This is a genomic window from Acinetobacter sp. B-6 (assembly GCF_056930735.1).
Genome location: NZ_JBXPBY010000023.1, coordinates 52322 through 65976 on the forward strand (window position 1 = coordinate 52322; position 13655 = coordinate 65976).

Below are 13655 nucleotides of genomic sequence, written 5' to 3' on the forward strand. Positions count from 1 at the left end.
ACTGGTTTTTTATTGCAAATGTTGAAATACTCAATTGTATTATTCACCGCCAAGGGTACATTCAAAGTTGGCTTTATCTACTGAACAGCGTGCTTTTTTCAGTACTGACATCATACCTGCATCATAAATACCTTGCTTAGTCAGTTCTAAACGACCGTCACGCATTAACTTTTGATATTTAAGTTTATCTTCAGCCGTTAAATTCATCTTGTATTTTGCTGGAATGGTTGCTTCTAAACGGTTAATCATTGCGAAGCTTTTTGGCAAGTTTTTCACAAAATAATCGCGAGATTTTTGACCAAAACCAGCTGGGAATTTCTCTGGGCGAATAACAAAGTCAGCAGTTACTTGTAGAACTGGGAAGTTAAACATCGCCCCATTTGCACCTAAACCTTTTTGAATTTCAAGTGGTTTATAAGCATATGCAGGCGCACCAACCATATCAACTTGACCATTGTTGAATTTAGCAACAAAGTTAGTGATATCTGATGGTACTGCTTGTGCACCTACGCGCTGTACCAAGATTTTTTGTGCATTATCATAGCTCAATACCGCAAACTTTTTACCAGCAGCTTTTTCGATTGAGTTGATGTTTTTATCACGTACGAAAATAAATGCTGAACCTAATGGTGCGATCCCTGCAACTTCGTATTTTTTACCACCTAGGGTTGTGGTCATTTTTGCTGCATTACGTGCATCTAAAGCAAAAGTAATGGCTTTTTGTGCAATCGCATTACTTGGTACACCACCAATTGAATCGATTGAACCTACAAATTTATTATATTGACGTGCGCGCATTGCGGTCATAAACACGCCATCACATTTACCCGCTTTAAAATCGTTATCAGCAACAGCCTCATCTTGTTTAGGGATAAGATTAATATCTGCCCCCCAACTTTTTGCTGTCAATGCCCATTCTTGAGCCATCTGGAACGATTCACCAGATTTACCCAATAAGTCGAATACACAAACATCAATAGCAGCTTGAGATGCTGAGCTCACTCCAAGTAAAGAAGTAGCGGCAATAGCGAATGCAATTTTTTTCATATTTTCGTCCTGATCTATTTGTTCATCTTGAGGAACTTTCCTTAAGCGCAATATTAATCAGCTTTGTTTGAAAAAAATAGAGTATTTACTCCATTTATTTTTATTTTTTTGATAATTATTGTGAACTAGTTGGTTCATTTTATTACATATCCTTCATTTTCATAATTAAATCAAATTTTTAAGTAAGTGGTACTGCTTTTATTACAAATTGTTTGTATGTAACAAGATTGTGTAATTTTCACTATTTTTTACTCAATTTAACTTTTTTTAAAGATTAGATACACATTAAAAAAGCGACGAATAGACAAATTTTATACTTGAATTGTGACTGATTCTTGATCAAAATATTGTTGATAAGTCTGTGGGTAATTTTGGATTTCAAACGAATTTTGACTACAGAAAGTACAAACTTTAATGCTCAAATACCATAAAAATCTTAAAAAATGGACTGTGAAAATTTTTCAACAAACAGTAATTAAATCTTAGTTATCCACAATTGTTTAATCAGAAACGCTTAAATTTGAACAAGATTATCAGGAAAACACTCTATTTCTTAATTTTGTAGTAATTCTAATATGTTCCACGCTTGTTTTTTAAATTATAAATAAAAGTTATGTATCTTTTTGAGAGATTTTAGAGGCTTTGACTTAAAAAATTATTCCAAAATGGACTGGGTATTTTGCATATTAAAAATTGATCAGATCTGATCAGAAGCATCAGTTATGTTAAATGTGCATCAAGAACACATTAAAAATGGCTTTGATCGTTGAAAATCAAAAAAAGAATTGTCGTGGGAATAAAAAGGAATGAGATTGGGCGATGTTGCAGTGAACCATGAAGGATTTCATCAAAGATTTATTGCATGATTAAAATTTTATTTTAAGTTATTGATTTATTTGTGTTTTTGTAAATAAAACTAGAGGTGGATGCCTCCACCTCTAGCTGATTCAAAAAGCATTATTCGAAAGAACTTTCTAATGTTTCAAGTTCCATCATTAACTCTAGCATTTGCTCTTCAGCTTGTTCTAGCTTTGTTTTGAGTTCAGTCTGTTCATTCATTAATTTGAGTAAATCATCTTTACGATTTGCTTCATAAAGTACTGAATCTGCTAAAGATTCCTCAATTTCAACAAGTCTAGGCTGAATTTTGCCAATTTGGCTTTCAATTTTCTCTATATTCTTGCGAATCGGGCGGCTCAGTTCACGTTGGCGTGCGGCTTCTTTCCGTTGAGCTTCCTTGTCGACTTTAGAGATGCTGGTTTTTTCAACGACTTGAGACTGAATAGGGGCACTTGGTTTTTGACCATTTTTCATCATATCAATACGTGCTTGGCGTAACCATGCTGCATAATCTTGTAAATCACCGTCAAATTCTTTGCTTTCACCTGCATGAACCAAGATCAGTTCATCACATACTGACGCAATTAATTGACGTTCGTGTGAAACCAGAACCACAGCACCTTCAAAATCTTGTAGCGCCATAGTTAAAGCATGACGCATATCTAAATCTAAATGGTTGGTTGGTTCATCAAGGATGAGCACATTGGGACGTAACCAAACAATGAGTGCTAACGCTAGACGGGCACGTTCACCACCTGAGAAACTCTCACTAGGAGTGTCCATACGTTCGCCACTGAATCCAAAGCTGCCTAAAAATGAGCGTAAGGTGGCTTCGCTAATTTTCGGGTCTGCGATTCGTGCAAGTTGCAGCATTGGACTTGCATTGCCATCTAAAGCATCCATTTGATGCTGTGCAAAATATCCAATATTTAATAATTCAGAATCTTTGCGGACGCCTTGTATTAGCGCTAAATCACCTACCAGAGATTTAATCAGCGTCGATTTACCCGCACCGTTCATACCTAATAAACCGATACGGCTGGTAGGCGTGATCTGTAAATTAACATTGGTCACAATTAGTTTATCACCATAACCAATATCTGCATGTTCCAATGTAAGTAGCGGAGAACTCATTTTGCTGGGTTCTCGGAAACTAAACGTAAATGGATTATCGACATGCGCAGGTGCGAGTTCCTGCATTCGTTCCAGTTGTTTAATACGGCTTTGAGCTTGTCGTGCTTTGGTGGCTTTGGCTTTAAAACGATCAATAAATTTTTGTAGATGTGCTTTGGCTTCTTGTTGCTTTTCGAAAGCTTGCTGCTGTTGTGCTAAGCGTTCCGCACGCGTAGTTTCAAAAGTAGAGTAATTGCCTGTATATAAGGTCAAGATCTGATTTTCAATATGTAAAATATGATCCGTAATAGCATCTAAGAAATCTCGGTCATGTGAAATTAAAATCAGTGTGCCTTCATATGCTTTTAACCAATCTTCTAACCAAAGAATTGCATCTAAATCTAAATGGTTGGTTGGTTCATCGAGTAAAAGTAAATCTGAACGACTCATCAATGTACGCGCTAAATTTAAGCGCATACGCCATCCACCTGAAAAGCTCGACACTAAAAGTTCAGATTGATGCTCAAAAAAGCCTAATCCAGCCATCAATTGTGATGCTTTAGAAGATGCTGTATAACCGTGAATTTCTTCAAAACGGCTATATAGGTGTGCGAGCTCATCATTGCTTAGGTTTTCTGGATGATTTAATTGATCTTGAATTTGCCAATATTCTTCATCGCCAGACAACACAAAATCGATGGCTTTCATATCGAGCGCTTTGATCTCTTGAGCCATATGGGCAACAGTCCAAATATTTGGGCGAGTCAGACTGCCACTATCAGATTCAATACCACCGAGTAATGCTGAGAAGAGGGTGGATTTACCTGCACCATTGACACCCGTTAAACCAATTTTCCAACCAGGATGAAGTTGCATTGACGCTTTTTGAAATAAAATGCGTCCACCGCGACGAATTGAAAGTTGATCTAACTGAATCATAAGAAGCTGACTGTTGCTTATTGGATGCGATATATTAAAGGATAAATCCCAGAGTTCAAAAAATGTATTGAATAAAACCGAAAACAAATTGGTTTTAGGGTGACAAATCACAAAAAGAGAAGTGAATCTGACAGCATACTTCTTCATGTTGCTTGGATTACAACAGCGAAATGTTAATTTTTTAGTATATTTTAACAATATTAAAATTTTATATATTTGATATTAATAATTGAATTTTAATTCGTTTTATTTTGAAGCTAATGCTAGTGCTAACTTTCCGATCAAAAAATGATAAAAATGCTTAAATTTTGTGTAGTATGTATCACATTATTATTTATTAAATGTGTATTAAAACAATTTATTGTGGACTGAATTGTTTACATAAATTTCAATTTATCTTTAAATAAATATGGAAGTTTAGATGATGAATAAGGCTAGATATTTACTTCTTATTGTTTCTATTTTTCTGTCACCTTGGGCACAAGCCAAGCAAAATGTTTGTGTCTTTGATTTGTTGGGAAAGGCAGGTGAGTCTTATAAATTGATGGAAGAATGGGCTTTGGCAGCAAAAGCATGGGGTGCAGACGTCAATTTAACGGTATATCAGTCAGAAGAAATGGTGGATAAAAACTTTAAGACCAATAAGTGTGATGCTGCTGCCATGACCACTATGCGCTCACGTGAGTACAATAAATTTGGGGGTTCAATTGATGCTTTAGGTGGAATTCCCAACAATGAAATTGCCAAAAAAGCGATTAATTATGCTTTGGATAAACGCAATGCCAAGCGATTGGTATCTGAAAAAAATGGCATTAAATATGAATTGGTCGCGATCACACCTATTGGGATCGCCTATATTTTTGTTCGTGATCGTTCAATCAATACCCTAGAAAAGGGTAAAGGGAAAAAATTTGCTTATCTGCATTACGATATTGCACAAAAGATTGCTGTTGAACGGGTTGGGGCGATTGGTGTGCCTTCTGATATTTTTAATTTTGTTAAAAGATTTAATGATGGTGAAGTAGATGCCATTGCTTCACCAGCTTATGCTTTCAAGCCGTTAGAAATTTATAAGGGTATAGGGGCGAATGGGGCAATGTTTACTTATCCCGTAGTCAATGTGACGGCTGACTTAATTATTAAGTCCGATCAATTTCCTGATGGTTTCGGCATGAAGTCTCGAGAATGGTCAGTTAAACAATTGAACAGTTCTTTTAAAAAAATAGAAAAAATGGAAGCTGAAATTCCTGCAAAATATAAATTAAATGTGACCAAAGACGATGCACTTCGTTATCAGAAATTGTTACGTGATGGACGTATAGAGCTGACCAAAAGAGGGATTTACGATCCTGTAATGATGTCTGTATTAAAAAGGGCACGTTGTACTGTGGATCGTACCAATTTTGAGTGTTCGCTAGCAGGAGAATAAAAGTTGCTGGAGACAAAAAAGCCATCAATATTGATGGCTTTTCAAAGCAATTTTAACTGTAATTAGTCAATGAAAGTCACTTTGGCAATGGCTTTCTTACTGGCTTGAATCACTAAAGTCACATTTTCTTTCACTGTAAAACTAGCATCGACAACTTGCCAATCTACTTTAACTGCTCCACGTGAAACAGCATCTTTAGATTGAGCTGAATTTTTAGTTAAACCCGCCGCGCGTAAAATGGAAACAATCGAAATTTCTCCACCGTACTCGCCACGTGAAATGGTTACCTCTGGTGTACCTTCAGGTAATTCACCTTCAGTAATTAAGTTACCTGCACCTTTGTGGGCATGTTCAGCAGCTTCTGCACCATGGAATCGTTCAACCAATTCAAGTGCAAGAATTTTCTTGATTTCTTGAGGATTGCGCCCATCTGCCATTTCTTTGAGAAGAACTTCAATCTCATCCATAGACTTAAAGCTAAGTAACTCAAAATAGCGTTCAATCAAGCTATCAGGCATAGACAGCACTTTTTGGTACATTGCACCCGGCGCATCAAAGACACCAATATAGTTGCCTAAGGATTTAGACATCTTGTTGACGCCATCTAAACCTTCAAGAATAGGCACAGTGATACACACTTGAGCCTCTTGATCATAACGCCCTTGTAAGGTACGACCCATAAGGAGGTTAAATGTTTGGTCTGTTCCACCCAGCTCTACATCAGCTTCAAGTGCGATCGAATCATACCCTTGTACCAATGGGTACAAGAATTCATGAATGGCGATCGGTTGGTGACTGTTATAGCGTTTTGTAAAGTCATCACGCTCTAACATACGTGCAACGGTCTGCTGTGAAGCCAATTGAATCAAATCAGCAGCAGTTTTTGTTGCAAACCATTCAGAGTTAAAACGAACTTTGGTTTTATTTGGATCAAGAATTTTAAATACTTGTTCTTGGTAAGTTTTTGCATTCTCTAAAACTTGCTCACGTGAAAGTGGTGGGCGAGTTGCACTTTTACCTGTTGGATCACCAATCATCGCAGTATAGTCACCAATCAAGAACGTGACATCATGTCCAAGATCTTGAAAAGCTTTTAACTTATTAATTAAAACTGTATGACCCAAATGTAAATCTGGTGCAGTTGGATCAAATCCTGCTTTAATTTTTAAAGGACGATTTTCTTTCAGTTTCTTCAGAAGATCTTCTTCAGAAATAATTTCATGAGTGCCTCGGCGAATGAGGGCAAGTTGTTCTTCAGCCGGCAGGAAATTTGACATTACAAAAACCCAAATACTTCAGTTAGACTATTTGTGCGATATACTAACATTTTTTCAGCATAATGCAGGCGAAGAATATCTCATGACAACAATCTATATTGGCGTAATGACTGGAACCAGCATGGACGGCGTCGATTTTGTTGCAGCTTCATTTGATCCTTTACATGTTCATGCCACACTTACCGTCGCTTTTGATCCTGATTTAAGGGATGAATTGATGGCTTTGACTTTACCCGATGATAATGAAATTGATCGAATGGGTAAGGCAGATGTGGCGCTTGCAACCATGATTGGAAATGGTATTAATCAACTAATACAAGAAAATAACTTAGATAGAAGCCAGATCAAAGCTATTGGCTCACATGGGCAGACAATTCGACATCGTCCAGAACATGGCTTTACCTTACAAATTGGCGATCCGAATATCATCACTGAGATTACCCAGATTCCTGTAATTTCAGATTTTAGACGTCGCGATATGGCAGCAGGTGGGCAAGGTGCACCATTGGTTCCTGCATTTCATCAGGCATTGTTCCAACATGCAACGATTCATCGTGTGATTCTCAACTTAGGTGGAATCGCCAATGTCAGTATGTTGCCTGCGGGGAATGAACAAGGTGTTTATGGGTTCGATACAGGACCTGCCAATATTCTCATGGATGCATGGTGTCATCGTTATACTGGGCAGCCTTATGATGAAAATGGCAATTGGGCAGCTTATGGTCAACCGATTCGTTCCTTGTTAGATCGTTTGCAGTCACATGAATATTTTTCCAAAGAACCCCCTAAAAGTACAGGTCGTGAAGACTTCAATTTAGAGTGGTTGGATGAGCAAATTTCCGATTGGCGTAATGATTTAGAATATGATGAATTAGAAGATACGCCTGAAAATGTCCAAGCGACATTAATGAAACTGACCACGCGTGCAATCAAAAAAGCCATCTATCGTTCACCTTTAGATACTGGTGAAGTCTATGTTTGTGGTGGGGGTGCATATAATTCCCATTTGTTAGAACAACTTCGTTGGCGTCTGCGTAAACATAATTGGTCTGTGCAATCGACTTCTGCCTTGGGCTTAGCACCAACATGGGTCGAAGCAACAGCTTTTGCATGGTTAGCAATGCGTTTTGATCAGCAGATGAGTGGAAATTTACCTGCAGTGACGGGTGCAAAAGGTTATCGTGTTTTGGGAACGATTACTGCTGTTTAAGGTTGATCATCAGTAAGGTGTGCGTTTCATCTTACTGATATGAGATTTAGATGAAAAATATAGGTCTATGACAATGTTTTCAAAAACTAGCCGATAAATTTAAGCATCATTTATCTGTAGTAAAACCCTAATAACAGAATTTTTGTCGAACAATCATCGACCTGTTTAGCGTGAAGAATGTCCTGTACTGCTGTTAAAAAATCGTGAGTAAACTTTCAAGATCAGTAAAAATAAAATTTGAGATGCCCATGAGCTTAGCAATAGAAAAACAACGTATTGAGTCTTTTCAAAGAGAAGGTTTAACCTTTGACGTGATTGATTCAGGTCCTTTAGATGGACAGATTTTTGTGTTATTACATGGTTTTCCTGAAACCAATAAAAGTTGGACAGAAACCGCTGAAATCTTAAATGAACAAGGTTATCGAACTTTTGCTATTAATCAGCGTGGATATAGTCTTGGGGCGCAACCAGAAAATCGTCGGGACTATCGAAGTGCAGAGTTGGTAGCAGATGTAAATGCTTTATTAGAAATGATCCAGCAACCTGTATATTTGGTCGGACATGACTGGGGTGCTGTCGTGGCTTGGGAGGTTGCCCAGCATTATCCTGAAAAAATTAAACATCTCATTACGGTTTCAGTTCCACATAAAGCCGCATTTATGCGAGCAATGCTGAGCAGTAATCAACTATTAAAATCATATTATATTGGATTATTTCAACTGCCGAAGATTCCCGAGCTGTTGTTTGAAAAAGTCCCAAAATTAGGCTTAGGTCTATTAAAAGATTCAGGAATGACTACGAAACAACTTGAAGATTTTCAACAGGACATGGTGGCTGAACAACGTTTAAGCTATGCATTAAATTGGTATCGAGGACTTCCATTTAGTTCAAACCGCCATCTTACTCAACCGATTCGCGTTCCAACTTTGTTTATTTGGGGCAAACATGATTCAGCAGTAAGTGCAAAAAGTGTCGAATTGAATCATCGTTATATTGCTGCACCTTATAGAGAAATTATTATGGATGCAACACATTGGATTCCTGTTCAAAATGCCAAAGCATTGAGTCAGTATATTTTAGAAACGATTTAATATTGATGTTCTAACCATAAAAATGCCCTCACAAGAAGAGGGCATGATTTGATTCAAAATATGCTTTGAATTAAATGGAGAATGATGAACCACAGCCACATGTGGTTGTTGCATTTGGATTTTCAACAATAAAGCGAGAGCCTTCTAGACCTTCAACATAATCTACTTTTGAGCCAACAAGATATTGGTAACTCAATGAGTCAACTAACATTTTTACATCGCCGTTGATAAATTCTGCGTCATCTTCGTTCATGCTTTCAGCAAAATTAAATCCATAAGAAAAACCAGAACAGCCGCCACCCGTTACATAGACACGTAACATCAAATCTTGATTACCTTCGCTATCACGAAGTTGGCGAACTTTATTTGCAGCATTGTCGGTCAGCTCAAGTGCTTGGGCGGTCATGATATTGTTCCTCATATTTCGAATGGCTTAAACAAAAAGACCATATATTCAGTATAACATACTCAATATATGGTCAGTGAGTGAACTTTAAAGTAAATTCAGACTAAATTTATCGGATTTAATCTGGAATTATTTATAGTTCTCATCTTGTAGGGCACACTCAAAGTTTTTAGGGTCATTTTTACAACGGAATTGCCAAAGAATTTTCATCATTTGCTTATTGTAAACACCTTGTTTGGTTAAGCTGATACGCGACTCACGCATTAACTTTTGATAACCTGGTTTATCGCCTTCAGGCACCTGCATCCAGTATTTAGCAGGAATATCTGCCTTCATCTTACCAATAATACTGTTGGCACGAGGAAGCTGAGTTTTAATCCAATCACGAGACTTTTGACCATAACCAGCTGGGAATTTATCAGGGCGAATAATAATATTTCCAGTCACTTGTAAAAGTGGATAATTAACAATCGCACCTTTACTGCCTAGACCTTTATGTAACTCTAGTGGTTTAAATACAGCGGCAGGTGCACCAATAATATCAACCTGCCCATTGTTAAACTTACTCCCAAAATTGGTTACATCGGCGCTTACAGCTTGAGCACCAATTTGTTGAACCATAATCTTTTGGGCTTGGTCATAGTCAAGAACTGCAATTTTTTTCCCTGCTGCTTTGGCAACGGTATTGATGTTACGGTCATTGACCATGAGGAAAGCATCACCAACAGGAATTACTCCGACCACTTCATACTTTCCATTGGTCATGTATTTGGCAAAATTTGGACTAGCAAGTCCTTGCATGATTTTTACCGCAAGATTAAGGTCAGGAATCGCACCTATGGCATCTAAAGAGCCTGTAAAGCTATTAAATTGACGACCACGCATTCCCGTAATACTGACAGCATCACATTTACCAGCTTTAAAATCTTCAGCAATGACGGCTTCATTAGAATTTACTTTTAATTCAAGATCTGCACCCCAGTTTTTCGCTGCAAGTTGATAATCTTTCATTAATGTAAAAACGTCGCCATTTTTACCAACCAAATCAAACACACACATGACTTGTTTTGCTTGAGTAGTAGAAACAGCAGCCAAAAGACCTGTAGCAACAATGAGGGCATGAGACCATTTCATTATTTTTTTCCTTTCCATGATCAATATTATTCATGTCCAACCAAACTGGACTTTTTATCAAGAATTTAATTCAGGATATGATTTATTACACAATCAAATATTCCACTCAATTCATTCATTTCCATGGTCATAATTTGAGTGAAAGTATCATTTGACATTAGCCAAATCATTGCCTGAAATGAATGAAATCACAATGACTTAAATGACAAAATTTCAAATCAGAATATAAACCTGATCATTTAGCAAATGGTCTTGTAAAACCTTGATTTTTGTTTTTCAAAGCTTCATTGCATTTGCTAAATTGACAATAGCATTGAGGTGTAGTTTGAACCCTTAGTCTTTATTGTTGTCACGCCCTCGACGATCATCACGTTTTTTATCACGTTGATTTTGGCGGTCGTGCTGTTGCCATTGTTTTGGGTCAGCTCTATTGTCCCAGCGACGATCATGATTAGATTTGTTATTCCACTCTTGTCGACGTTGTTCCCAATACTGTTTTCTCATTTGATCACGTTTTGCTTGTTCATATTGCCAACGTTGTCGATCATGCTGAGCTTGGCGCCGTTCTTGTTCAATCCGCATTTGCTGTATACGATAGGCACGCTCACGTTCCCAACGCTGACGGTCATTATTGCGGTCATATCTTGAATCATACCGTGGAGTATAGCCATAATCACGATAAATCGGTTGTCCATAACCGCGTGTGTCATAACCTTCATCGGGAAATGCAACACAACCCACAGCAATAATAGATGTTATGAGCGAAACAAATAATGCTTTGATAGCCATAAGTTGTCTCCGTGTAACAATCAAAATAGCAAAAAAAAACTGAGATATAGCAAAATAGTCAATGACAAGTCATTTTAGTCAGATTAGCGTATTTAAAATTTATATTTGTATATCGATGACGAGACTTATATAAGATTATAGTCAGTCAATTCCTGATCATGTAGAAAATATGAAGAATTTGGACATTTAAGGAAGAAACATAATGGTTGCTTTTCAACGTAATATTCATGAGTTAGTCGAAAAGGGGCAAGGTTCAGCGGGGCGTGCTGTAGATCGTTTACCGACATTTGCACAAGAGTCTTTAAGCAAGTTATTGGGATATCCTTACCAATTCCCTCAATTGGACAGCTTTACCAAATGTTTGATGGCTGCTCAACTCAAGCAAGGTAAAGTAGGCTTTATTGGTGCAAATGTAGAACGCTCTAGAAAGCAGTTTGAATCACAAATGCAATCTATTATCAATAAACCTACCCATGTTCAGTTTGTAGAAGATATTCGTTTACCATTACAAAGTGGTAGTGTTTATGCGCGCCATTATCATCCCGCACCAAATAAAAAATTACCAATGCTTGTTTTTTACCATGGCGGTGGTTTTGTCGTGGGGAGTGTTGATACGCATGATGAAGTGTGTCGATTAATTGCAGCACATGCAAAAGTTCAAGTTTTAAGTATTGAATATCCACTCGCTCCAGAAGTTGGACCTCGCGAATTGATCCAGTCATGTGAAGATGCTCTGGCTTGGGTATATCAAAATCGCCGTCAATTTAAAATCCTAAAAAGTCGGATTGCAGTTGGTGGAGATAGTGCAGGTGGCAATATTAGTGCAGTCGTGGCACAACGAACAGTAAATTCAGTATATGCACCACAAGCTCAATTTTTAATTTATCCTGCTGTTGATTTTAAGAGTCGACATCCTTCCTTCTTTGCTTATAAAGATGGTTTGGTTTTAACAGGTTCTGATATTGATTATGTGACAGACTATTACGTCACACGTTTTAATGTTGCCTTGGATGATCCAATCATTTCACCAACCAATGGTCCTCTCAAGAAACTTGCACCAGCCTTTGTGATCACAGCAGGGCATGATGTATTGCATGATGAAGGTAAAATTTACGCCTACAAACTCAGACAAAATGGTGTCAAAGTTCATTACCATGATTATGAAGATCAAACTCACGGTTTTATCAACCTAACGCCAGTATCACGAAAAGCAAAAAAATACGTCATTGAAATGAGTAAAGAGTTTCGTAAATTTTGGGATAAACAATAAAGCCGATTGTATATTGAGTATCAACAACTATTGTTTCACGTGAAACAATAGTTGTTGGCTAAAAAACAATCAAAATAAGTAAAAAGCAAAATACGTAAGCTAGCTAAGCTGACCATATATAAAGATACTAAATGTAAAGATGCTGAGACCATTTAAACAATTCGAACTTCAACTTTATCTCAACAGATAAATGTAGGGTATTGGTAAAGGTGGTGAAATGTCATTTTTCAATCATATAAAAGCACACTAATATAAGCGCAAACTTATCAAATCAATTTAAGGAAAAAAGACAATGATTAAGAAAATCGGTATGGGTGTTGCTTTGGGCATTCTCATGCAACCTGTATTTGCCAATACAGATATGCAAATCAAAACCAACTTGGGCAACATCAATATTGAACTATATGATGATCAAGCTCCAATTTCCGTTAAGAATTTTAAGAGCTATGTAAATAGTCAATTCTATAATGGCACCATTTTCCATCGCGTTATTCCTGGCTTTATGATCCAAGGCGGTGGCTTCGATAGTAATATGAAAGAGAAAGTAACGCAGGCGCCGATTCAAAACGAATCGAGTAATGGTTTAAAGAACCTTCGTGGCACTTTAGCAATGGCGAGAACCAATGCACCAAATTCAGCAACCAGTCAATTCTTTATTAACGTTGCAAATAACGACTTTTTAAATAAGTCTGCGGGTAACCCAGGTTACGCCGTGTTTGGTAAAGTTACTCAAGGACTCGATATCGTAGATAAAATTGTGCAAACCCCAACAGCAACAGTTGGGATGTATCAAGATGTACCTAAACAAGCTGTAAAAATCATCAGTATTCAAACCATAAAGAGCAATGTCAAAAAATAATTAAAAAATAAAGCAGAAATATTTTGGTCATATTTCTGCTTTATTATTAAAAGCTTACGCCATAATAAGTCTAAAAATGAACCAAAATAGTGCATAAAAATACAACACTCAATAAAACAATCAGTTAAAAGCACTTGCGTGTGTAAGAAATTGCCCTATAATGAGCTCATCCCGACGCGATACAGCAAACGAACTTAGCTTAGAGGGTTAAGTTGTTGAATGTTTATTGCGTCTTATTTATCACTGACGAA

The 13655-nt window shown here is 37.2% G+C and carries 11 protein-coding genes; 5 read left to right on the plus strand and 6 right to left on the minus strand.

Annotated features, from left to right (window positions below; translation table 11 throughout):
* Positions 1 to 39: 39 nt before the first annotated feature.
* Positions 40 to 1047, minus strand: coding sequence for a putative solute-binding protein (locus tag AC1Z3T_RS20480; RefSeq protein WP_004823975.1), 1008 nt, complete (start codon positions 1045 to 1047; stop codon positions 40 to 42).
* Positions 1048 to 2004: 957 nt separating this feature from the next.
* On the minus strand, positions 2005 to 3939 hold the full coding sequence (locus AC1Z3T_RS20485) for an ATP-binding cassette domain-containing protein (protein WP_100884260.1): 1935 nt from the start codon (positions 3937 to 3939) through the stop codon (positions 2005 to 2007).
* Positions 3940 to 4363: 424 nt separating this feature from the next.
* On the opposite strand from AC1Z3T_RS20485, the gene AC1Z3T_RS20490 reads away from it, so the two are divergent.
* Positions 4364 to 5368 (plus strand): putative solute-binding protein, encoded by a 1005-nt coding sequence (locus AC1Z3T_RS20490; protein ID WP_010591401.1) that lies wholly within the window; start codon positions 4364 to 4366, stop codon positions 5366 to 5368.
* Positions 5369 to 5430: 62 nt separating this feature from the next.
* Here the strand turns inward: AC1Z3T_RS20490 and tyrS are convergent, their stop codons facing one another.
* Positions 5431 to 6645 (minus strand): tyrosine--tRNA ligase, encoded by a 1215-nt coding sequence (gene tyrS / locus AC1Z3T_RS20495; RefSeq protein WP_004823969.1) that lies wholly within the window; start codon positions 6643 to 6645, stop codon positions 5431 to 5433.
* 82 nt (positions 6646 to 6727) lie between these two features.
* Between tyrS and AC1Z3T_RS20500 the strand changes: the two genes are divergently transcribed.
* Positions 6728 to 7855, plus strand: a complete 1128-nt coding sequence (locus tag AC1Z3T_RS20500) for an anhydro-N-acetylmuramic acid kinase (protein WP_100884261.1) — start codon at positions 6728 to 6730, stop codon at positions 7853 to 7855.
* A 248-nt stretch (positions 7856 to 8103) separates the two neighbouring features.
* A complete protein-coding gene (locus tag AC1Z3T_RS20505) occupies positions 8104 to 8946 on the plus strand; it encodes an alpha/beta fold hydrolase (protein WP_100884262.1) in 843 nt (280 codons plus the stop codon).
* A 70-nt stretch (positions 8947 to 9016) separates the two neighbouring features.
* On the opposite strand, the gene erpA is transcribed toward AC1Z3T_RS20505, so the two are convergent.
* The 3 genes from erpA to AC1Z3T_RS20520 all read right to left on the minus strand — a co-directional run bounded on the left by erpA (position 9017) and on the right by AC1Z3T_RS20520 (position 11275).
* Entirely contained in the window at positions 9017 to 9352 is a 336-nt protein-coding gene (gene erpA, locus AC1Z3T_RS20510; protein ID WP_004823963.1) for an iron-sulfur cluster insertion protein ErpA, read from the minus strand.
* Between the two features lie 129 nt (positions 9353 to 9481).
* Entirely contained in the window at positions 9482 to 10486 is a 1005-nt protein-coding gene (locus AC1Z3T_RS20515; RefSeq protein ID WP_004823961.1) for a putative solute-binding protein, read from the minus strand.
* Positions 10487 to 10819: 333 nt separating this feature from the next.
* Positions 10820 to 11275, minus strand: coding sequence for a hypothetical protein (locus AC1Z3T_RS20520; protein ID WP_100884263.1), 456 nt, complete (start codon positions 11273 to 11275; stop codon positions 10820 to 10822).
* A 202-nt stretch (positions 11276 to 11477) separates the two neighbouring features.
* Between AC1Z3T_RS20520 and AC1Z3T_RS20525 the strand changes: the two genes are divergently transcribed.
* Both AC1Z3T_RS20525 and AC1Z3T_RS20530 read left to right on the plus strand, forming a co-directional pair.
* Positions 11478 to 12545 (plus strand): alpha/beta hydrolase, encoded by a 1068-nt coding sequence (locus tag AC1Z3T_RS20525; RefSeq protein WP_046759646.1) that lies wholly within the window; start codon positions 11478 to 11480, stop codon positions 12543 to 12545.
* A gap of 292 nt (positions 12546 to 12837) precedes the next feature.
* Positions 12838 to 13404, plus strand: coding sequence for a peptidylprolyl isomerase (locus tag AC1Z3T_RS20530; RefSeq protein WP_004823953.1), 567 nt, complete (start codon positions 12838 to 12840; stop codon positions 13402 to 13404).
* Positions 13405 to 13655: the final 251 nt, after the last annotated feature.